Source organism: Bradyrhizobium sp. HKCCYLS1011, assembly GCF_051167795.1.
Lineage (GTDB): Bacteria > Pseudomonadota > Alphaproteobacteria > Rhizobiales > Xanthobacteraceae > Bradyrhizobium.
Genome location: NZ_JBNPTT010000015.1, coordinates 36,025 through 56,048, shown reverse-complemented (window position 1 = coordinate 56,048; position 20,024 = coordinate 36,025). Strand labels below are relative to the sequence as shown.

Annotated in this window: 18 protein-coding genes, 1 tRNA gene and 1 pseudogene; 5 read left to right on the top strand and 15 right to left on the bottom strand. The window is 63.7% G+C overall.

What is annotated here, in order from left to right; all coding sequences use genetic code 11:
- Positions 1 to 192 precede the first annotated feature (192 nt).
- Complete coding sequence (locus ACQR1W_RS36600) at positions 193 to 1,860, bottom strand: bifunctional metallophosphatase/5'-nucleotidase (protein WP_434855315.1); 1,668 nt, start codon at positions 1,858 to 1,860, stop codon at positions 193 to 195.
- 163 nt (positions 1,861 to 2,023) lie between these two features.
- Here ACQR1W_RS36600 and bla point away from each other — a divergent pair, with 163 nt between their 5' ends.
- A complete protein-coding gene (bla, locus tag ACQR1W_RS36595) occupies positions 2,024 to 2,890 on the top strand; it encodes a subclass B3 metallo-beta-lactamase (RefSeq protein WP_434855435.1) in 867 nt (288 codons plus the stop codon).
- Positions 2,891 to 2,971: 81 nt separating this feature from the next.
- Here bla and ACQR1W_RS36590 read toward each other — a convergent pair whose 3' ends face one another.
- Together ACQR1W_RS36590 and ACQR1W_RS36585 are read right to left on the bottom strand one after the other, a co-directional pair.
- The gene (locus ACQR1W_RS36590) at positions 2,972 to 3,733 is read right to left on the bottom strand and encodes an enoyl-CoA hydratase-related protein (protein ID WP_434855314.1); all 762 of its coding nucleotides are present in this window, start codon (positions 3,731 to 3,733) and stop codon (positions 2,972 to 2,974) included.
- A 233-nt stretch (positions 3,734 to 3,966) separates the two neighbouring features.
- Positions 3,967 to 4,383, bottom strand: coding sequence for a hypothetical protein (locus ACQR1W_RS36585; protein ID WP_434855313.1), 417 nt, complete (start codon positions 4,381 to 4,383; stop codon positions 3,967 to 3,969).
- A 226-nt stretch (positions 4,384 to 4,609) separates the two neighbouring features.
- Here ACQR1W_RS36585 and ACQR1W_RS36580 point away from each other — a divergent pair, with 226 nt between their 5' ends.
- Both ACQR1W_RS36580 and ACQR1W_RS36575 read left to right on the top strand, forming a co-directional pair.
- Positions 4,610 to 5,395 carry a DUF899 domain-containing protein gene (locus tag ACQR1W_RS36580; RefSeq protein ID WP_434855312.1) on the top strand — a complete coding sequence of 262 codons (786 nt, stop codon included), beginning with the start codon at positions 4,610 to 4,612 and terminating at the stop codon, positions 5,393 to 5,395.
- Positions 5,396 to 5,589: 194 nt separating this feature from the next.
- Positions 5,590 to 6,942 (top strand): FAD-dependent oxidoreductase, encoded by a 1,353-nt coding sequence (locus tag ACQR1W_RS36575; RefSeq protein WP_434855311.1) that lies wholly within the window; start codon positions 5,590 to 5,592, stop codon positions 6,940 to 6,942.
- 16 nt (positions 6,943 to 6,958) lie between these two features.
- On the opposite strand, the gene ACQR1W_RS36570 is transcribed toward ACQR1W_RS36575, so the two are convergent.
- From ACQR1W_RS36570 to ACQR1W_RS36560, 3 genes are all read right to left on the bottom strand, one after another.
- Positions 6,959 to 7,540 carry a DUF1330 domain-containing protein gene (locus tag ACQR1W_RS36570; RefSeq protein WP_434855310.1) on the bottom strand — a complete coding sequence of 194 codons (582 nt, stop codon included), beginning with the start codon at positions 7,538 to 7,540 and terminating at the stop codon, positions 6,959 to 6,961.
- A 177-nt stretch (positions 7,541 to 7,717) separates the two neighbouring features.
- Entirely contained in the window at positions 7,718 to 8,113 is a 396-nt protein-coding gene (locus tag ACQR1W_RS36565) for a GFA family protein (RefSeq protein WP_434855309.1), read from the bottom strand.
- Positions 8,114 to 8,652: 539 nt separating this feature from the next.
- A complete protein-coding gene (locus ACQR1W_RS36560) occupies positions 8,653 to 8,862 on the bottom strand; it encodes a hypothetical protein (protein WP_434855308.1) in 210 nt (69 codons plus the stop codon).
- Here ACQR1W_RS36560 and ACQR1W_RS36555 point away from each other — a divergent pair.
- Complete coding sequence (locus ACQR1W_RS36555; RefSeq protein ID WP_434855307.1) at positions 8,843 to 9,076, top strand: hypothetical protein; 234 nt, start codon at positions 8,843 to 8,845, stop codon at positions 9,074 to 9,076. The two genes, ACQR1W_RS36560 and ACQR1W_RS36555, sit on opposite strands and share 20 nt — an antisense overlap.
- A gap of 221 nt (positions 9,077 to 9,297) precedes the next feature.
- Here the strand turns inward: ACQR1W_RS36555 and ACQR1W_RS36550 are convergent, their stop codons facing one another.
- Both ACQR1W_RS36550 and ACQR1W_RS36545 read right to left on the bottom strand, forming a co-directional pair.
- Complete coding sequence (locus ACQR1W_RS36550) at positions 9,298 to 9,555, bottom strand: hypothetical protein (RefSeq protein WP_035982780.1); 258 nt, start codon at positions 9,553 to 9,555, stop codon at positions 9,298 to 9,300.
- 1,253 nt (positions 9,556 to 10,808) lie between these two features.
- Positions 10,809 to 12,587: an acyl-CoA dehydrogenase gene (locus ACQR1W_RS36545; protein WP_434855306.1), complete on the bottom strand. Its 1,779-nt coding sequence runs from the start codon at positions 12,585 to 12,587 to the stop codon at positions 10,809 to 10,811.
- Between the two features lie 304 nt (positions 12,588 to 12,891).
- Here ACQR1W_RS36545 and ACQR1W_RS36540 point away from each other — a divergent pair.
- Positions 12,892 to 12,966 (top strand) — tRNA-Gln (locus ACQR1W_RS36540).
- A 974-nt stretch (positions 12,967 to 13,940) separates the two neighbouring features.
- On the opposite strand, the gene ACQR1W_RS36535 is transcribed toward ACQR1W_RS36540, so the two are convergent.
- From ACQR1W_RS36535 to ACQR1W_RS36505, 7 genes and pseudogenes are all read right to left on the bottom strand, one after another.
- The gene (locus tag ACQR1W_RS36535; protein ID WP_434855305.1) at positions 13,941 to 14,516 is read right to left on the bottom strand and encodes a TetR/AcrR family transcriptional regulator; all 576 of its coding nucleotides are present in this window, start codon (positions 14,514 to 14,516) and stop codon (positions 13,941 to 13,943) included.
- 200 nt (positions 14,517 to 14,716) lie between these two features.
- Positions 14,717 to 15,790, bottom strand: a complete 1,074-nt coding sequence (locus ACQR1W_RS36530; RefSeq protein WP_434855304.1) for a M14 family metallopeptidase — start codon at positions 15,788 to 15,790, stop codon at positions 14,717 to 14,719.
- Positions 15,791 to 15,794: 4 nt separating this feature from the next.
- The gene (locus ACQR1W_RS36525) at positions 15,795 to 16,727 is read right to left on the bottom strand and encodes an MBL fold metallo-hydrolase (protein ID WP_434855303.1); all 933 of its coding nucleotides are present in this window, start codon (positions 16,725 to 16,727) and stop codon (positions 15,795 to 15,797) included.
- A gap of 2 nt (positions 16,728 to 16,729) precedes the next feature.
- Entirely contained in the window at positions 16,730 to 18,259 is a 1,530-nt protein-coding gene (locus ACQR1W_RS36520) for an MATE family efflux transporter (RefSeq protein ID WP_434855302.1), read from the bottom strand.
- 28 nt (positions 18,260 to 18,287) lie between these two features.
- Positions 18,288 to 18,542 carry a hypothetical protein gene (locus ACQR1W_RS36515; protein ID WP_434855301.1) on the bottom strand — a complete coding sequence of 85 codons (255 nt, stop codon included), beginning with the start codon at positions 18,540 to 18,542 and terminating at the stop codon, positions 18,288 to 18,290.
- On the bottom strand, positions 18,539 to 19,159 hold the full coding sequence (locus ACQR1W_RS36510) for an SDR family NAD(P)-dependent oxidoreductase (protein ID WP_434855300.1): 621 nt from the start codon (positions 19,157 to 19,159) through the stop codon (positions 18,539 to 18,541). The genes ACQR1W_RS36515 and ACQR1W_RS36510 overlap by 4 nt, the downstream gene beginning before the upstream one ends.
- A gap of 199 nt (positions 19,160 to 19,358) precedes the next feature.
- Positions 19,359 to 19,793: pseudogene (locus tag ACQR1W_RS36505) on the bottom strand (efflux RND transporter permease subunit); the annotation flags it as partial.
- Between the last annotated feature and the right edge of the window lie 231 nt (positions 19,794 to 20,024).

The window sequence follows — 20,024 nt, the reverse complement described above, 5'->3', positions numbered from 1 at the left end:
GTTGCGGTTGAACGCCTAATCTAGGCGCTGGCGGGAGGCTCGGAAAGGGCCATGACGGCGGTATGACGGGTTTCGTCCCGTCTCACGGACGTTCGCGAGCCATTGCGCCACGAGCCGTTGCCCCAGGGGTGGTGAGCTCCCATTCCCCGCAAGCGGGGCGAGGTCTACAGCGGGCGTTAGCCCCTTAGGAGATTACGGCGCCCGGTTGGTGATGCGGTCGCGCGGCGGCGGCGCCAGCGGGCTGCGATCTGCGAGATAGCCGAACAGCACCTCGTCGTCGAACCTGCCCGTGAGCGGATCGCGGCCGGCCTTGAACGCGGTGAAATTGTCGCCGCCGAGCGCGAGATAGTTGTTGATGGTCACGCGATAGGACGCGGCGGGATCGATCGGCGCCCCGTTCAGCGTGATCGACGCCGCTTCGATCCGCCCGCCGTCCGGCTTCGCCGGATCGAACGCATAGGAGAAGCCCCTGGACACCTGCAGGATGCGTGGCCGCTTCGGGTCGTGCCATTGCTGCTCCAGCGCCGCCTTGATGTCGGCGCCCGTGAGCGTCACCGTGACCAGCTGGTTGCGGAACGGCTGGCTCGCAAACACCTCGGCGTAGGTCACCGGGCTACCGTTCTCATGCCGCGTCAGATCGGTGCGGATGCCGCCGGGATTGGTCATGGCGATGACGGCGGCCCCCTTGTCGGCGGCAGCCGTCGCGGCGAGCTGCGCATCGGCAATGACGTCGCCGAGCGCGCTTTCGCCCGATGCATTCGGCATCCGCGACAAGGTCTCGGTGAGGACCCCTGCCGGCCGGTTGGCGATGGGGCTTGCGACCTTGTCGTAAGCCTCGATCAGCGCGGTCTGCTCGGCATCCTTCGGCAAGGTCGTGTTCACGATCACATTGTCGGCCTTGGCGCTGGTCACGTCGCGCGTGGCGGAATCGAGCGTGAGGTCGATCGCGGTGACGAGGGTGCCGAACTTGTCGCCCGACGTCACCAGCCGGCCGTCGATGGTGCAGACATAGGCCTGGTGGGTGTGGCCGGAAATGACCAGGTCGACGGCGCGGTCGAGCTTCTTCACGATGTCGACGATCGGCCCTGAAATGCCCGGGCATTCGTTATAGCCGCCGGTGGGCCAGCCGCCTTCATGGATCAGGACGACGATCGCTTGCACGCCCTTCGCCCTCAATTCCGGCACCAGCGCATTCACCGTGTCCGCTTCGTCGCGGAAGTCGAGGCCGGCTGAGGCGGCCGGCGAGATGATGTCGGAGGTGCCCCTCAAGGTGAGCCCGATGAAGGCGACCGGAATGCCCTCGAAAGTCCGGATCTCGTAGGGCGGAAACACGGTCTTGCCGGTGTCCTTCACGATGGTCGAGGCCGCGAGATAATGGAAGCCGGCGCCACGAAACGGATGCGGTCCCTGGCAGCCGTCCTTCGGATGGCAGCCGCCATTCTGCATCCTGAGCAGTTCGTCCTTGCCCTCGTCGAATTCGTGGTTGCCGACCGACGCGACGGCAAGTCCCATCATGGACAGCGATTCGACCGTCGGTTCGTCATGAAACATCGCCGACAGGAACGGGCTGGCGCCGATCAGGTCGCCCGCGGCGACGAAGATCGTGTTGGCGCGTCCCTCGCTGAGCTTTTTGACCAGCGTCGCCATGTGCTCGGCGCCACCGGCGGGAACGAGCGTGGTCCTGGTCGGATCGGCCGGATCGCTGATCCTGATGCCCGACGGCGGCGGCTTCAGATTGCCGTGGAAATCGTTGATCGCGAGGATGCGCACCTTCACGGGAGCTGCGGTTTCGGCACGACCGGCCGGGACGATGGAGCTCGCCAAGAGGCAGGCGAGGGCAGCGCGACTGAGAAGGTTCATGACGATCGCAAGACGTGACAATTGCAAGACGAGACGATTGCAAGACGTGATTCGCGCGACCGCCTCATGACGCGACCGCAATTGTCTCACTCTACTGCGGATGGCATAACGATGCCAAATCACAGCAATGATCGGGGAGGAATTCGTGAAAAGATCGCTCGTTTTGTTCGCGGGATTGTGTGTGGCGACCGGTGTCGCAGCGCAGTCGGTGCCGGATCTCGTGAAGGAGATGATCAAGCACTGGAACACCCCGACCGAGCCGTTCAAGGTCATCGACAACATCTATTATGTCGGCACCGACGGGCTTGCCTCCTATCTCGTGACCACGCCGCAGGGGCACATCCTGATCGACACCGCGATGCCGGAGGCGACCGGGCAGATCGAAGGCAATATCGCCAAGCTCGGCTTCAAGGTCGCCGACATCAAGTATCTCATCAACACCCATGCCCATATCGACCACACCGGCGGGCTCGCGCAGATCAAGCACGATTCCGGTGCGGAGATGGTGGCCGGCGCCAAGGACCAGCCGCTGCTGGAGGGCGGCTATTATCCGGGCCGCGAGGAACAGAAGGAGCTGATGTTTCCGCCGGTCAAGGTCGACCGTGCCGTGCACGAGGGCGACACGGTGTCGGTCGGCGGGGTCACGCTGACCGCACACGAGACCCCCGGCCATACCCCGGGCTGCACCAGCTGGACCACCACCGTGAAAGACGGCGAGGCAACGCGCAGCGTGCTCTTCTTCTGCAGCGCCACTGTCGCGCTCAACCGGCTGGTCGGCCCGCCGACCTATCCCGGCATCGTCGACGACTACAGGAAGACGTTCGCGTGGTCGAAGACGGAGCATCCCGACATCCTGCTGGCGCCGCATCCCGAGATGTACGACATGGCGGCCAAGCGCGCCAAGATCGCCGACGGTGCGCCCAATCCCTTCGTCAAGCCCGGCGAGTTCAACACCTATCTCGACAAGCTCGAGACGCAGTTCGCCGACGGGCTGGCCAAGCAGACTGCCGAGGCGCAGACGGGAAAATGACGGTTTAATTGGACCGGGTGGCTCGCATTGACGCGGCGTCTTCAAGGCGCGCGTGAACCGCCGCCCGCGAGCTCGGTCCTGTCAATGCTTCTTCCGCTCCAGGAACGCGGTGAACGCCGCCACCGCCTCCTTGGAGCTCATGCGCTCGCCGAAAATATGCGCCTCCTGGTCGATGCGGCGGGTCAGCTCGTCCGGCGGGGTGCGGATCAGCTTGCGCGAGATCGCGACCGCCTCGGCCGGCAGCTTGCAGATCTCGCGGGCGACCTTGTGCGCTTCGACCTCGGCATGGCCCGGCGACACCACCGCATTGACGAAACCGGCGATGTGGGCTTCCGCCGCGGTCATGGTCCGCCCCATCACCAGCATCGCAAAGGCGCGCTGATAGCCCATGGTCTGCGGCATCAACAGGCTCGAGGCCCCTTCCGGCACCAGGCCGAGCCGCAGGAACGGCGTCGAGAAGGTCGCCGCCGTGGAGGCCAGCACATGGTCGCAATGGAACAGCAGCGTGGTCCCGATGCCGATCGCGATGCCGTCCACGGCGGCGATGATCGGCTTCACATTATGCGCCAGCGAATAGAGAAACTTGACCATGTCGGAGGTGCGCACGGCCTCGCTGCTGATGGTGCCCGCATGCAGGAATTCCTCGAGATCGTTGCCGGAGGTGAATACCCCGGAGCCGCCGGTGATCATCAGGCAGCGGATGTTCGGATTGTTCTGCGCGGTATCGATCGCTTCGGTCATCCCGCGATACATCGCCTGCGTGATCGCGTTCTTCTTTTCCGGGCGGCGGAGCTTGATCACCCGCGTCTCGCCCTCGTCGGTGGTGATCAGATGGTCGGTCATGTCGTGCCTCGCCTTGCCCCCGGCGGCTCGTGCTGCCTTTTGAGTCCGTTGGAACGATAGCCTACATCAATCCGATGCGAGGCCAAGTGGCGTGCAGGGCCTTTCCCGGCATGTCGTCCACTCAACCAGAGCGGGAAACGCGGGAGCGATATCGTTTCGCAACAGGGTCGCTGCACCCTCGCCGGAAAGCATGGATCAATTGCGCATCGCGCGACCCAACCGGGTAAGGCTTCTCAACAGCCCCGGCAGATGCTGGTCACGCCATATCTCAGCAGCCGGTCGTTCTCCTTGACCGTCTGGCGCTCGAGCCGCTGGCGCTCGCGCTTGGACAGATGCTGCCATTGGCGGACATAGCGCGCACGCGGCGTGTAGGCCGGCTGGGTGGAGCGCAGCGGGGCTGCGCCCGGCACCGGCACCGGATTGAGGTTGGGCTGCGGCAGCACCGGCGCCCGCGCCGCATTGCCGATGCCTGAGGGGTCGCGCAGCACGCCGTTGAGCCCGTTGATGTTGGCCGGCCCGAGCGGAATCCCGCTGGTGCCGGTGTCCTGGGCGAGCGCGGGCGCCGCGATCATGGTGAAGGCGGTGATGCCGGCCAGCATGGCGCGGCGGACGTCGGTTCGAAACGGAGGGACCGGGCGTGCTCGAGTCATGAGGCGGAGGCTTTCAAGAAGGGAGCGGCTTTCACAAGGCACAAAGTTGATAACGCGCGAGCTGGCCGCGAGTTCCGCGAGCGATCAGCCGCGTCATTGGAATAGCGCCACACTTGTTACTCCCAGCGATCAGCTCTCCAGTGCCAAAACCATCTCACGCCAACGACGCGCGCTGCGCAAGGGACGTTCCGTCATACGAGCCGCGCCGCAATCGGGAGAACGAGCCATGACCACGTCAGCCGAAAGCCAACGAACAACTGGACAGCAGGCCATGAAGCGACCACCGATCGTGTCGCCGCAGGAGTGGGAGGCGGCGCGCCAGGCGCTGCTGGTGCAGGAGAAGGTGCAGACGCGGGCGCGCGACGCGCTCGCCGCCGAGCGCCGGCGCATGCCCTGGACTGTTGTGGAGAAGGATTATGTGTTCGAGGGGCCGGCGGGCCGGCTCAGCCTGCGCGATCTGTTCGCGGGCCGACGCCAGCTGATCGTCTACCGCGCCTTCTTCGAGCCTGGCGTGTTCGGCTGGCCCGATCACGCCTGCCGCGGCTGCTCGATGGTGGCCGACCAGGTCGCCCATCTCGCTCATTTGAATGCCCGCGACACCACGCTGGTGTTTGCCTCGCGCGCGCCGCAGGCGGAGATTGGGAAGCTGAAGGCAAAAATGGGCTGGACCATGCCGTGGGTCACCATCACCGACAGTTTCGATGCCGATTTCGGCGTCGGCGAGTGGCACGGCACCAACGTCTTCTTCCGCGATCGTGACCGCATCTTCCGCACTTATTTCATCAACAATCGCGGCGATGAGCAGATGGGCGGCACCTGGAACTATCTCGACATCACGCCGCTCGGTCGCCAGGAGGTCTGGGAGGATTCGCCGGAAGGCTATCCGCAGACACCGACCTACAAATGGTGGAACTGGCACGACAGCTATGTCGAAGGCGCCGCACCCGACCAGCGCTGGGTCGAGGTGTCCGATGCCGGCGAGGCGGCGTTCCGGAACAACAAAGGTCAGTAGGTCAAAGCACAAATTCGTTTGTACGCAACATGCCAACTCAGGTGGCGTTCGTAGCCTACCTCTTCCCGCATGCAGGGAGAGGTAGGCTACCGCCGTTCCTCGCATTACCGACGTAACCGCTTTTCGCGCCGCGGACATGCGCTCGAAAAATTCGACTGCTGATCTGCGGCTCCAGCAAACCTGGAGCAGGCAGCATGAGCGGAAAGTTGGGTCGGCGTGCGGTGGTGATCGGTGCGGGCATTGGCGGCTTGGCCGCCGCAGGCGCCTTGGCCCCCTATTTCGAGCAGGTCGACATCGTCGAGCGCGACGTGCTGGCGGGGTCGGCCGCGTCGCGCACGGGCACCCCGCAGGATCGGCATTCCCATGGGCTGCTCGCGGGCGGGCTCAAGGCGCTGGACGAGATCTATCCCGGCTTTTCGCGGCAGCTGACGAAGGCCGGCGCGGTCGCGGTCGGGATCGCGCAGGACGTCCGCTACGAGCGCGGCGATGTCGGCGCGTTGCCGATGCGGGATCTCGGCATCTCGATCCGTGGCGCCACGCGGCCGCTGATCGAAGCGGTGTTGCGCAATTGCGCCACAGCGGTGAACAACATCGCCTTGCATTCGGGCTGCCGAGTGAGCGCAATCATTCCCTCGCCAAGAGGTGCTGATGTCCACGGGGTGCATATCGAGCTCCGGTCCGGATCTTCCAAGACCCTGGAAGCCGATCTGGTGATCGATGCCTCGGGCCGCGGTGCGCCGACCCTGATGCTGTTCGACGCGCTCAGCTGGGCGCGGCCGAAGCTGAGCGAGGTCGCCGTCGACATCAGCTACGCGACCGCGGTGCTGGACATTCCCGACGAGGCGCCGACGTGGAAACTCGCGATCACGCTCCCCAGTCCGCCGACCCAGCCGCTGAACGCGCTGCTGCTGCCCGTGGAGGGCGACCGCTGGATGGTCACCATCATCGATTACGGCGCGCCCGGGCAGCTGAAGACCTGGGAAGACTTGCTCGCTGCCGCGCGCCGGCTCTCGACTCCGACGATCTATCAGGCGATCCGTCACGCCACGCCGCCCGAGAGTCTCAGCCACTACGGCTTCGCCGCCAGTATGTGGCGGCATTTCGAGCAACTTCCGCGATTGCCGCGCGGCGTACTGCCGCTCGGCGATTCGATCTGCCGCTTCAACCCGATCTACGGCCAGGGCATGTCATCGGCCGCGCGGCAGGCGCGGCTGCTGCGTGAGATGTTGGAGCGGGCGGCCGCCGAGCCGGATCCGATTGCCGCGGTGCAGGCGGGCTTCATGGCCGAAATCCCGGGGGTGGTCGAGGCGCCCTGGAGCATGTCGACCCGCACCGACCTGGCTTTTCCGACCACGCGCGGCGAACGGCCGGAGAATTTCGAGCAAAGCCGGCGGTTCGACACCGCCTTGTTCCGGGCGGTGATCGCCGATCCCGTGGTCCATCGCGCGATGGTCGAGGTCGCTCAGCTGCTCGCGCCGCGCAGCCTGCTGCAGGAGCCGCATATCAAGGCGCGGATCGAGGCGGTCGCCGCGAAAGCGGTGGCGTAAGCGGCGGGCGTTGTCCTCAGCAGCCGTGGCAGATGCCGTGCATCCTGCTCAGCGTCGTGTCGTACTCCTTGACCAGCGGCTCGTACGCCTTGGGATCCAGGCCCCGGCGGCCACGGAACCGCGCATTGGCCATGTCGGCAGGGCGCGCCACAGGCTGGCCCTGCAGCTGCTGGAGCGAGGACTCCGAGGTCCGCTTGAGCTGATCGTCGAAGCTCTTGTACGCATCGGAGTCCTTCCAGCGCTGCGCGGCATCGGCGCTGTCGAATTGCAGCATCGTCACATGCGCGGCCGCGGTTCCGTCCCAGGACGGCGGATTGTCGACGTCGCTGACGACGCGGCCCTCGAATGACGGCACCGCATCCGCCAAGCCGTGCAGCGCGTTGATGAAGGCGTCCTTGTCGTTCAGCCTGGTCGTGCTGATCAGCACATAGGTCGGGGTCATGATCGCTTCGCCGCCGCCATGGCCGATGTGGCCCAAACCCATGTGACCGAAGCCGCCATGTCCGATATGGCCGAAGCCGCCGCGCGCGAGCGTCGGCGATGACAGCGCCGCCGTCAGCGCGATCGCGAGCCCGATCGCCGCATAACTCTGTTTCATCTCGAAGCCCGATCTGGTGTCACCCCGAGGCCGAGAGTTACCGGCTCGATCACGCCTTGCAAGCTGAGGGCAGGGGAAGCTCACGCAACGGTGAGGACGCCTTGCGCGAATGGCGCGGGTGAGCATCGCAGCGCGCATGGCGGGACACAAAACGTCACGATCGGAGCGCCCCGGGCCTCAGTCCTCGGCAGGCAGTTCCTCGCCGTGGATATACCAATCGGCGCGCGAGGCCCAATGAACATGGCGGTCCGGCGCGGTGCCGAGCGGCTGGTCGAAACTTCCCGCCGGAATGATCGCCTCGCGGCGGCTCCGCGTCAGGTGCGGCAGGGGGCTGCCGCAGATCCTGCAGAATGCAGTGGCAAAGCTTCGCGCCTGCGGCAGGTCGAAACGGACCACGGAAGCCTCTCCGCGAAGCCATCGCAGCGCCGAGGCTTTCACGATCACCTCGCAGGAATGCGCAGTCCCGGTCGCTTTTCGGCAGCGCGAGCAATGGCAGTTCAGGAAATGGTCGAACGGTGCCTCGACCTCAAAGGCGACCTTGCCGCACAGGCAGCTTCCACCAAATGCGACCATTTGCATATCTCCTCGCCTGACCGCGCCCTCTGATGATTGGCCGCGCGTTACGTTCGCAAGTTAACGGACGTGGCCGAGAGCAACAACGGTGTGGCGAATGATGTATGAGAACGGAGACTTCGGCCTGCAGTGATGAGCAGCCTAGGGAGGGCGCGAGGCGCAAGGATCGTCGGGACAGCGCCGCGAGGCGGGCTCTCGCACATGTAGAAAAGCCGGCCCGCTATTTCTCCCGCGGCCGTCCTTCGAGACGCTGGCCTCTGGCGAGCTCCTCAGGACGAGGGCTTGCTTTGCGGCAAAATGGCAAACCCTCATGGTGAGGGCGCGGCGCGCCCGAGCAGGCCGGGGCGCCAGCGAGGCCGTCCGCGAACGGCGCAATAAAGGCGCACGTCTCCGGACGATGCTTCGCATCGCCGGGAGAACCATGAGGCCCCCATGCGGTTGCCCTGCCCGGAAGGGGGAGATGAATCCGGTGCGACCACTATGCGCTTGCAGTCCAGCGATGCGATGAGGGGAAGATGTCAGCGCCGATGCGCGGCCGTTCAGGCCGCGACGCCCGCGCTCGACGATGCGCTCGCGCTGTTGCTCGTGCCGCCATTGGTCGTGCCCTGCGCATTGTAGGTCTGGGCGCCCTTGCTGCTGTCGTTCCCCGAGCTCGCGGCGGCGGTCTTGGTCACTTCGGTCGAGCCGTCGGAATAGGTGATGGTCGTGGTGGTGACGCCGTCGACGGTGATGGAGACCTCGCTGACCACGGTCTTGCTCGATGACGAGCCGCCGCCCGAGGAACTGCTGGCGGAACTGCCGGACGCGCTGCTGGTCGAGCTGGTGTCGGAGGTCGCGCTGGTCTGCGACGTCGCCGAGGTGGATTGGGTTGCTGATGTAGCCTGGGACGAGGCGGCCGCGGTGAGTGAACTGACGGAGCTGATCGACATGGGACTCTCGTGTGAAGAATGGAATCGGTGCTGACCACGCCGGATGGCGATTGGCCCGCTTCTTCAACGCAGATGTCCGCCGGAGCGGGCGTCACGAGTTGTGTCTGATCGTGTCGGTGTGCTGCTTTGCTAATGAACACTTAAAGCGGGCAATCGCCCGCACTTTCCTCCGTCATTCCGGGGCATTCGCGCCCCCGCGGATGGGCTCGGAATCCATAACCCGTGCCGAACATGGCGAGGCGGGCATCAAGCCTGTCACTCAGTATAGGTCCGCCAGCGCTCCGCACGTCGGAAGTGGGTGACCGTCAGACAGCGGCGGGCTCGGCTGATCTGGGCATCGGTCGCGCCGTGACTGCGCGCATACATCTCGGCCACCGCCGCGGTGTATTTCTCGACATAATATCGCACCTCCGAGCAGGAGATCTGATGCTCCAGCCCTGGTTCGCTCGCGGCCTGCAGCTCCGAACCCATCGCCAGCATCAGAACACCTGCGCAGATCACACCCCGCAACATCGACGTCCCCCCGTCAACAGAACACAGTGGGACAGCAGGTCTGAATCGTGCTGACAGCGCAAATTAACATTGCTGCGCCGAGCGAAGTTTGCGGACAGTGTTGCGCGGCAGTGTCACCGAGCTGTCATCCCGTTCCGTGCCCGGAACCGACGAGGTCTGATAGTGCACGCGAGCGGGCTTTGAGTTCTGCCGTCTCGCACCATGGGTTTGATTGCAAATGCACGGCGGAAGCCAAGGTGCCGGCCGTCCTCGCTCGCTGCGACACGACCGCGTGCCAGGCCGAGTGCCCGGACATCTGCTTCGCTTCCACAGCGATCCTGCACGCCTCCGAGCCGGCCTCGCGCTTCACCTATCGCCGCCGCGGATGAGCTGCCAGTGGGCCGGAGTGGATGGGGCTGCGAGGTGTGTAGGGTGGATTAGCGAAGCGTAATCCGCCGGCAGTGGGGATGAGCGGAAAAGGCGGCGGGTTACGCCTTCGGCTAGCCCGCCCTACGCTTGCTGTTTATTAGCGAGGGCCAGTAACTAATTATCCGGCGGGCAAACCATCCACGTCTCTGCCTGTCAATAACTTCGGAAAAACATAAGTCGCTTGACGATTTCGCCAAATCAGCATTATGGTGCATCTGTTCCGTTCCGCCGGAGGGGCGTATCGCGATCGTCACGGACGTTGGCTGCGGAATGCGATGGACGCGGTGTGTCGTCGTGTGTGTCTCACATGCGGACGAGCGGCATGCGGCGGACGGCGAAATCGTGTGGTCCTGGCATCCCGGTGCTGATGCCAAGTCTGCGGTGCGACGAGCGCGCGGGCGATGGGGGCAAGAGAGCCGGTCCCCAAGGAGATCACGTATAAGCGTTAACACCATCGCGCAGGGAAGGCCGGGATGTCTCAGGCCGAACCTGTGGTGACTGCCGCCTGCTTTTTTGCTGCAGGCGGGCCATGGGGGCGGCGAGCTCCCGGCCTTCCCTGCGCCCTCCACCTGATGAGGGCGATGCGAGAGATGCAAAGCTCGGGTGCTGGACGCGCCGCGAGGATGGGAAGCTGTGTCTGTTGCTGTCGTCCCGGCCAAGCCCCGGCAACGCGCAGCGTTGTCCGGCAGCGCGAGCCGGGACCCATAACCACAGGCGGAAATGATGTCTCAAGATATCGGCCGTTCGGGCCAACGACAGGCTCCGCGGTATGGGTCCCCGCGTTCGCGGGGACGACAGATGAGTTTTTCACGCGCGCTCCGGAGTGAAGACCGGGGGCGCCAGCCTCACGCCACCAGCACGGCGTCGGCGGCCATCACGCTCTCGGCGCTATCGGTCACGGTCTTTTCCAAGGACGGCGCCTGGACGGCAAACGTCTCGGCGAAGAAGCGGGCGAGGGCGACGTGACGCGCGCCGTCTGCTTCACCCGAGGACCGCGCGGCGAGCGCCTCGTTGGCCAGCATGCAGCCGCCGAGCGCGGAGCCGAACAGCCGCAGGTAAGGCGTCGCGCCGGCGAGCGCGTCGTTCGGCGACGACGGCAGTTTTTCGAGCAGCCAGCGGCTGGCGCGATCGAGCGAGCCCAGCGCATCACGCAGCTTCGCGCCGGTGGTGCCGAATACCGGATCGTTCGAGGCCTCGACGCGGCGGACGATGTCGGTGAGCTCGTCGATGAGCTTGAATACCGAGGCGCCGCCGTTGACGCCCAGTTTGCGGGTGACGAGATCGATCGCCTGGATGCCGTTGGTGCCCTCATAGATCGCGGTGATGCGGGCGTCGCGATAATGCTGGGCGGCGCCGGTCTCCTCGATGAAGCCCATGCCGCCATGCACCTGCACGCCGAGATAGGCGACCTCGTTGCCGATGTCGGTGGAGAATGCTTTCGCGATCGGCGTCAGCAGCGCACCGCGCGCGGCGGCGTCCGCGCGCACGCCCGCGTCCTTCGCGCGCACCGCGACGTCGAGCGCCACGGCGGTGGCATAGCAGATCGAGCGCGAGGCGGCGGTGAGCGCGCGCATCTGCAGCAGCATCCGCTTGACGTCGGGATGCACGATGATCGGATCGGAGCCGTCGCCCTTTTTGCCGACCGCGCGGCCCTGCTTACGCTCCTGCGCGTAGGCGAGCGCCTGCTGATACGCGCGATCGGCAACGCCGACGCCTTCCAGCCCGACGCCGAGCCGGGCCTGGTTCATCATCGTGAACATGCAGCGCATGCCGGCATTCTCTTCGCCGATCAGATAGCCGATGGCGCCGCCATGGTCGCCCATGGTCATGGTGCAGGTCGGCGAGGCATGCATGCCGAGCTTGTGTTCGATGCCGCTGGCGTAGATGTCGTTGCGCGCGCCCAGCGAGCCATCCGCGTTGACCAGGAATTTGGGGATCAAGAACAGAGAAATGCCCTTGGTGCCGGCGGGCGCATCCGGCAGCCGCGCGAGCACGAAATGCACGATGTTGTCGGTCATGTCGTGCTCGCCATAGGTGATGAAGATCTTGGAGCCCTTGATGCGGTAGGTGCCGTCGCCCTGCCGATCGGCGCGGGTGCGGAGCGCGCCGACATCGGAGCCGGCCTGCGGCTCGGTGAGCTGCATGGTGCCGGTCCATTCGCCGGAGATCAGCTTGCCGAGATAGATCTGCTTCAGCTCGTCGCTGCCATGGGCATCGAGCGCCTCGATCGCCGAGAGCGTGAGCAGCGGGCACAGGCCGAAGGCGACATTGGCGGCGCTCCAGATCTCGGTGCAGGCGGCGTTGATGGCGAGCGGCAGGCCCTGGCCGCCATGGGCCTCGGGGCCGGACACCGCATTCCAGCCGGCCTCGGTCCAGCGCTTATAGGCGTCAGGCCAGCCTGGCGCGGTCGTGACCTTGCCATCGGCGAGCTTGACGCCGTTCTGGTCGCCGACCTTGTTGAGCGGCGCCAGCACGTCGGAGGCAAATTTGCCGGCTTCCTCCAGCACGGCGGCGGTGATGTCAGCGTCGAAATCGCCGTAATGGCCGGCCTCGACGGCGGCCTTCAGCCCGGCGCCGTGATTGAGGGCGAGCAGGATGTCGTTGATCGGCGCGCGATAGGTCATGACGCTTCCTCTGGCGTGACTGGGATTTGGCCGCCGTCTTCCCATGAAACCGGCCGGTCCTCAACTTTTTCGCGTATGGTGCGGCCGGCCGAGGGGTCTCGTGGCGCCGGTGGGCATGGCGCTCGAGCCGCCTGCTGCAAGGCCTTCAGAAAGCTCGCGAATCCGCCGGCGGTGCGGGGCAGGGCAGGGCCGGGTGAAAATTCCCGCGGCGCGCGGTTGAAAACGCTGACCCGCGTCTGTAGACCACCGAACCGGAAGCCGGAATCGGCGGGCGGCCCGGCCGCCTTGGCCCCGGTCCGCCTGATGGGGCGTAGCCAAGCGGTAAGGCAGCGGATTTTGATTCCGCCATTCGGAGGTTCGATCCCTCCCGCCCCAGCCAGGTCAAGCCCCTGAATTTGCTTGCGGATCAGCTTTGTTCTCAGGCGCGCTGTGAACGCGTTTGGAAATTCGTTTGCCCCGGCATTTGGAAATTCTGTGCTGTTTTTGTTTCCAGTCCACCCGAGGTGTCACTTTGGTCGCACGTGGCCTGCGGTTTATTCCTTCGACGCCATTGGTGGTGAGATACGGGCGCCGCGCATGAGGGAGCGTAACTGGGCTCATTGTTTGTGGCTGGTTTCAAGCAAATCATACGCATCTTAATCAACGGGTCTGTCGGCGCATCTCCGACGAATGAGTGGGCGACGATTACATTCGCCATCACCCAAATGGGTCTAGCGGAATCGAGTGGATGCGCGAACTTGCGCGTGAACGAAAAGTGGACGTATCTGGTGCGGCTTCTGGTGCTGCCATTGCGCCGCAGTCAGCGAGAACGAAGTAAACTATTGATGATGTTGGTGGGCCCGGCAGGACTCGAACCTGCAACCAGACCGTTATGAGCGGTGGGATAATGGCTAGCTTCGTTGCTTTTTCTGGTTTTTTGTTTTGATTCGATTGCGTTCGTTGCGCGTCGGTCACGTTGTCTCTGGAGCAAAATTGGTGCGGTAACTTCTGCACGTGCAGGAGCGAGACTGACGTCCAGACGCGTCTATCCTCGGTCGACCAGGTCTTCCTCTCAGGCTGAAACAGGGGTTCGATTCCCCTAGGGAGCGCCAACCTTTCCCACCGCGCTTTGATTCTCTTCCTATTTTTGCTCTTTCCCCACATTCCTCCCAAATCCTTAATTGCAAGGACGGGCAGAGTCCTCCGATCCATGCAGGGACGTCAGAGCGGCGGCTGTTCGGAGCTACTCCCTGCGACCGCACCAAATTCCAATCGACCAACGGCATCCGAGCCACACCCATTGCGGGGTGATAGACATGCAATAACGCTTCTCCTGGGCCGCCGCCGTTTGTGCGCTTGATTGCCCGTTCAAGGTTAAGGTGCCCCCGCAAGCAGAAGCGCCGCCTCGACACCACTTTCCAAAATCTGATCTGCTGCTGCGGCGTCCGTCACGGTGCGCGCGTATTGAAGAGTGCCCGCCAACAGCGCAAAGATCGCCGTCGCGCGACGAGCGGTGACGGCAGGGTCGGCCTTCGGCAGGAGTGCGGAAACGACCGACAGATAGTTCTGTATTCCCTCCTCATAGGCTTGCCGCGTCGCCATCGGCTCACGCGCGACTTCCGGCAACAGGGCAGCCGACGGGCAGCCGCATGATGGCGTTTTGAGATGCTCACGGCTCAGATAGGTCCGAATGATGTCCTCAAGCCCGCCGCCCGCCCGCAGGATGTCTTCAACGCGATGTTGCCGCTCGCTGATCGCCGACGACACCGCCTCGCGAACAAGTTCTTCCTTGGATTCGAAGTGGGGATAGAACGCGCCATTGGTCAGACCAGCTTCGCCCATGATCCCGGCGATTCCTGCCGCCGAGATTCCCTCTCGGCGAAAACGTTTGGACGCCACGCTCAGAATGTGCCGCCGTGTCTCCGCCTTATGTCCCTTCTCGAAGCGCATGTTCTCTTCCATTCGAGCCCGGCAGTTCATGGTCGCCAGGAAAAACGCACTTCAACAAATTACTTCCATAATATATAATTGTGCCCCTAATTCGAATAGATTTGCCGCGCGCTTCACGTGAGTGGGGCAGGACTCTGCTGCTTAGGTTTTCAGGCAGTCTCTTCTCGGTGGAGCGCTGACGGAGTCCGCACGCTTCAGCTCTAGCTCAACTCGCCGACCGCAGCGCGAATGGCTGCAATCGCCTGTCCTGCGGCCATGCCGCGCCATTCTGCACTGGGGTCGTCGAACGCGGCCCTGATCTGTGATTTGATCGCGAGGCCCTGCGGCGACAACGGATCGCCGTAACGATGCAGCCAAGCATCTGCACGAAGTGCCGTGCCAACCTCGTCAATGGCGCGGATGCCGCACTCCAGGGTTACGGCGTCCACAGTTGCGTGAGACAATAGGCTGGGGATCGCGCTGAAACCATCACCGGAGATTTCAGAAGCGACCGAATTGCCACCAAGATAAGAGGTGGAGCCCTTGCCGATCCATGCCTGCGTTCTGGTGAAAGCCGGATCGTCCAGTCGACGATGGATGATCAGTTCGGCAAAGCCGTAGGCGCCGAGGCCGGTATGAAAATCAAGCAGCAGAACGCGACCGGCCTCCTGCGCTTGACGCTTGAGGATGTCGGTCAGCGCTCGACGCGCCCAGACGGGTTCGCTCCCGCCATAGAAGATACCGTGCGGATAATGCCACTGACCACCTGTGACCGCTTGCTGTAGTGCGGCCATGCCGTTCCGCGCGGCCCACGCGCCGATGTCCGCGCCTGTGGAGCGCTGCGTTTCTGGCGACCAGTCCGCCGGGCATAGAGCGTCGGCGAGTTCGGCATAGCCTTCGTTCACCGGCAAAGGCCGCGAGAAATCTAGCCAGTTGCGGTTGAGATCGACATTGTTCTCGTCAACGCGGCGCTGCCACGCGAAGCCGTAGGGATTGATCGCGTGAATCAGCAACGCGGCCGTATCCCTCGGCAGGCTGCTCGCGCCGCCGCGTGCCAGCCATTCCACCTGCACGCCCGAGCCGTAGAAGCCTTCCACGCCATGTGTGCCGGAAATCATCACGAGAAGTTTTTCCGCCGATGCGGGGCCGAATCGCACAAAGTCCGTTGAAAGTGTGCCGCCGTCCGGGCCATGCTCAGCATTCTCGACCCGCTCTAGAGCGCCACCTACCTGCGTTGCCGCGGCGACGAATTTGAGACGCGCCTCTTCATAGGTTTCGGAGAAGCTCTCGATCATCGGTTCATCCTTTTGACGATGTGGCGTGAAAACCGGCCTCTCGCGCGTCTTCGGGCGCGAACGAAAAGCCGTTCGGATGGCTATGAATGCGGCCGGCGTGAGGGACGCCAAAGTGTGCTGGAAACATGAGGCTGTTGTGTTCAGCGCAATGGCCGAGCACTCTCAGGCGCGATTGCACAGCCTGCTCGGGGTCCATGCAGAAGCGGCTGCTCCAGGTGGGCTGATAGACCTGGATCGGGTTATGCATCACGTCGCCGGTGAACAGTCCCTCATCCTCGCCGCTCAGCAGCCGTAGGATGATCTGGCCCGGCGAGTGGCCCGGCGCGGGCTCGATCAGCAGGTTGTCGCCGAGTTGGTCCGTCATGCTGACGACCTGATCCTGCTTCGCGGCGATCACAGGCAGAACGGAGTCGGCGAAGACATCGCGCGGCTCCTCCGGCAGGTGAGGATTGTGCGCTGGATTCCAGAAGTTCAGCTCCTCGTGCGAGAAGACGTATTTCGCGTTCGGAAAGGTCGGCACCCAGCGGCCGTCGAGCAGGCGCGTATTCCAGCCGACGTGATCGACATGGAGATGAGTGCAAAGGACATAGTCGATATCCTCGGGCTCCACGCCAGCGCATCGCAGCCGGTCGAGATACGGGGTATCAAGCTGATGGAAATGAGGCGAACCCGGCCGTTGCTTGGTGTTGCCGCAGCAAGTATCGACGAGAATATTGTGATGCGGTGTGCGGATTAGCCACGAATGCACCGACATGACGAATTGATCGGTCGCCGGGACATAATAATTCGGCGCCATCCAATGCAGGTGCTCTTGGAGAACAGAGGGATCGAAGGTCGCGAGCAGTTCCTGCGGCCGGAAGGCCGGCCCGAGCAGCTCCTCGATCCGCGTGACAGTCGTTTCGCCGATCCGCCAGGTGGCAGGGCTCTTCTGTGTCATGGTTATCCTCTAAGGTCTGGCTTGGAATGAAAGTGCGGTTTCGCTGAGGGACGGCGCTCAGGACGGCCGCGCCTTCGAGCCGGGTCTGTCTCGTCTGCTGCGGGCCACACTGCGCCGGAGAGCGTTGCGGCCGCGCAAATCGTCGCGGCGGCGATCAAGGCGAAGGCCACGATTGCGAAAAGCCCTGCCTGGGAAAAACCCAATACGGAGACTGCGAACCATCCGCCGCCAGCCGCAATCAGGAGCCGGACTGCTCCCGCGACGAATATCCACCCCACGCGGCCGGCGCCCTGCGCTGCGAAGCCCAGCGCGAAGACAATGCCGTTGGCGGCATAGGCGGGCGCGACGATGTGGAAATACAGCGACCCCGTTCCGAGAACGGTGCTGTCATGGGAAAAGAGGCCGATCCAGAGCCCGGGGAAAAGCGCGACCAGGAGCCCGACCGTCTCGGTGATAGCCACACTGGCGGCGGTTCCCAACCAGGCGATTTTCTTCGCCCTGTCGATGTAACCTGCACCAACATTTGTGCCGACCATGGTGAGGATCGCGGTCCCGAGACCGAACAGTATCGGAACGAGTACGTAGTCGAGCCGCGAGGCCGTGCCGTAGCCGCCTATCGCATCGACGCCAAAGCGACCGACCGCGGCAGTGACGAGCATCACCATCAGGTTCAACTGGACGGTGTTGAGTGCGGCGAGCAGGCCGACCTTGAGGATATCGCGGAAGAGGGGCCAGCGCAGTCGGGTGAGTGACAGGCGCAGACCCGACCGACCGCTCGCCATGTAGAGCAGCATGGCGAGTGTGGCCGCGCAGTAATAGAGGGTGACGGCGATCCCCGCGCCCGCGACGCCGAAACCATGGATCGGCCCGATGCCGAAGATGAAGGCCGGTGAAAGAGGGACGAGCACGGCCGCGCCGATAAACGTCACCAGTGCAGGCACACGGACATTGCCGATGCCGCGAAGGACGGCGGACAGAAGATTCACGATCCAAATCGGCACGGCTGCAAGGAAAATGAAGTTCGAGTAGATAAGTGCTGAGTGGAGGGCCTCACCTTCACCGCCCGAGGCTTGATAGAGATGACTGCCAAATCCGATGGCGAGGACTGAGAACAGCAGCCCGAAAGCGACCGCAACCACGAGCGTATGCAGGACGAGCGCGTTTGCGTCCTCGTGCCGACCGGCACCGAAAGCCCTTGCCACGGCCGAGGCGACGCCGCCACCGATGCCGCCGGCGGACATCATTGTCATGAGCATCCATATCGGAAAGACAAGCGCCACGCCGACCAAGGCCTCGGTGCCGAGGCGCGAGACGTAGAAGGTCTCCGCGACGTTCACGAGCGTTTGCGCGACGAGAACGCCGATCGTCGGGAGCGCCAACCGCATCATTGTCTTGAAGATCGGGCCGTGCAGCATCGCCTCGCGTGCCCGAAGCTTGCCCGCATGACGGCTATCCTCAATAGCCTTGCCCGCAGCTTCCGCGTCTACAGAGGTCTCGGTACTTTCCTTGGTCGATGCGGTGGTTTCATCCATTCCGATATTCCTCGGGCGCTCTCGAAGTTCAGGCAGTTTTCGGCACAGAGGGGCGAGCCAGGCGGGTTGGCTTTCCCAAGCGCTGCAGCTCAGCGGCCCACGTCTGCCGGTTGACGATACCGGGGCGCAGGCTGTCCGGCGGCCAGGGATGTTTTGAGACCTTGGCGGCCGCCTCGTAGGCTGCCCAAACGGATTCATCGGCCACCGTCGGCAAGGTTAGGACTTCGCCACGGTCGAGACCGACAAGCGCCACTTCGACGAGGTCTTTAGGATTCATGATCATCGAGCGAGGATCACACTCTCCGGCACCCCGGTGCGCGCCCACATCTCTGTGTCGGTGGGGTCTGGCAGAATGGCTCGGAAGCGCACGCCGGCATCCTTGGTCTTGCCGGCAAGAGATACAGTGAGGTTGATCAAGTAGTTCTTCGATCCACTGTAGGCGCCATCGAACATCTCCGGAATGAAGGCCGTAACGGAGCTGATGTTGGCGACAGCGCCACGACCCCGCTCCGCAAGCGCCTTGGCGGCAGCAATGGAGAGCAGTGTAGGAGCAGTGATGTTGACAGCAATCTGATCCTCGGCATCCTTCAGGCTGCCTTGCGGCATACCGCCCGGCGTCGAGAGGCCTGCGTTGTTGACGAGAAACGCGATGGCTGCATCTTCGCGGATGCGCTCGGCCAGCTTTACGACCTCCTCCGTCCTGGAAAGGTCGGCGACGACGACTTCCACTGTTCTGCCGGTTTCCTCCTTGATCCGGCGGGCATTACCTTCGAGCCGCTCGGCATTGCGGGCCACGGTGATCAAATCGTATCCGCGCTCCGCCAGCTTACGCGCATAAACGGCTCCAATCGCCGTTGAAGCCCCCGTAATAATTGTCTTTCGGACTGTCGTTTCGGTCATGAATCCCCCGCTAAAGCTGTGATGCAGCATCCAGGACCGCGGTGCTCGCTGCTCGTTAAATTATGATCGTAATATCATATTATGATCGTAAGTCAAAAGGATTTCACGCGCGAGCTACTTTCATCGAAGCGGATTTGCTTGGCGCGCCGAGCACGGCTGTCTCGGGCTGATCGGCCGGGCCGCTCCCCTATCGCGGTCGCTATCTTGCCTGCGTCCCTGCACCGCCAGTCGAGACGTTCGGCGCAATCAGTTCCGTTGCTTGCGGGTCGTCGCTCGGCGCCCGCTTGACGCGATGCCAGATCGAATAAAGGGCAGGCAGAAGGAAGAGGATCAGCACCGTGCCAACCGCCGTGCCGCCGACCAGCACATTGGCCATCGAGAACACGGATGAGGTCAGCTCGATGAAAGCCAGCACCGCCACTAGTGCGGTCAAAATAACCGGACGCGCTCGCTGGACGGTCGCTTCCACAACCGCGTGAAAGGGCTCAAGTCCTTCGTGCTGGTTCTCGTGGATTTGGCCTATCAGGATCAACGCGTTGCGCATCAGAATCCCGGCCAACCCAATGAGGCCCAGGATCGCGTTGAATCCAAACGGCTGATTGAACAGCAAAAGCACTGGAACAGCGCCCGGAATGCGGGACACTCAACCGGTGCGAAGCACGTGAGATGGGGCGGGGGGAAATGGCGCACCCGCTGCTCTAGCTTTCTCTGCGCCAAGGCTGCTCATAATGCTCATAATAAGAAAGACCCGTTTGCTCTGCTTTGACGCCGCCACCGTTGCTTTAAGAGGAGGGCTCTTCCGGAAATTGTAGTCGAACCGCCTGGGCAGGGGCATTGGCGGACACTGTAACACTCAGCTGCTCGG

Coding starts and splice junctions, on each gene's coding strand:
- ACQR1W_RS36600 (WP_434855315.1), bottom strand. CDS start 1,860: ATGAACCTTCTCAGTCGCGCTGCCCTCGCCTGCCTCTTGGCGAGCTCC.
- ACQR1W_RS36590 (WP_434855314.1), bottom strand. CDS start 3,733: ATGACCGACCATCTGATCACCACCGACGAGGGCGAGACGCGGGTGATC.
- ACQR1W_RS36585 (WP_434855313.1), bottom strand. CDS start 4,383: ATGACTCGAGCACGCCCGGTCCCTCCGTTTCGAACCGACGTCCGCCGC.
- ACQR1W_RS36580 (WP_434855312.1), top strand. CDS start 4,610: ATGACCACGTCAGCCGAAAGCCAACGAACAACTGGACAGCAGGCCATG.
- ACQR1W_RS36575 (WP_434855311.1), top strand. CDS start 5,590: ATGAGCGGAAAGTTGGGTCGGCGTGCGGTGGTGATCGGTGCGGGCATT.
- ACQR1W_RS36570 (WP_434855310.1), bottom strand. CDS start 7,540: ATGAAACAGAGTTATGCGGCGATCGGGCTCGCGATCGCGCTGACGGCG.
- ACQR1W_RS36565 (WP_434855309.1), bottom strand. CDS start 8,113: ATGGTCGCATTTGGTGGAAGCTGCCTGTGCGGCAAGGTCGCCTTTGAG.
- ACQR1W_RS36555 (WP_434855307.1), top strand. CDS start 8,843: ATGGAGACCTCGCTGACCACGGTCTTGCTCGATGACGAGCCGCCGCCC.
- ACQR1W_RS36550 (WP_035982780.1), bottom strand. CDS start 9,555: ATGTTGCGGGGTGTGATCTGCGCAGGTGTTCTGATGCTGGCGATGGGT.
- ACQR1W_RS36545 (WP_434855306.1), bottom strand. CDS start 12,587: ATGACCTATCGCGCGCCGATCAACGACATCCTGCTCGCCCTCAATCAC.
- ACQR1W_RS36535 (WP_434855305.1), bottom strand. CDS start 14,516: ATGCGCTTCGAGAAGGGACATAAGGCGGAGACACGGCGGCACATTCTG.
- ACQR1W_RS36530 (WP_434855304.1), bottom strand. CDS start 15,790: ATGATCGAGAGCTTCTCCGAAACCTATGAAGAGGCGCGTCTCAAATTC.
- ACQR1W_RS36525 (WP_434855303.1), bottom strand. CDS start 16,727: ATGACACAGAAGAGCCCTGCCACCTGGCGGATCGGCGAAACGACTGTC.
- ACQR1W_RS36520 (WP_434855302.1), bottom strand. CDS start 18,259: ATGGATGAAACCACCGCATCGACCAAGGAAAGTACCGAGACCTCTGTA.
- ACQR1W_RS36515 (WP_434855301.1), bottom strand. CDS start 18,542: ATGATCATGAATCCTAAAGACCTCGTCGAAGTGGCGCTTGTCGGTCTC.
- ACQR1W_RS36510 (WP_434855300.1), bottom strand. CDS start 19,159: ATGACCGAAACGACAGTCCGAAAGACAATTATTACGGGGGCTTCAACG.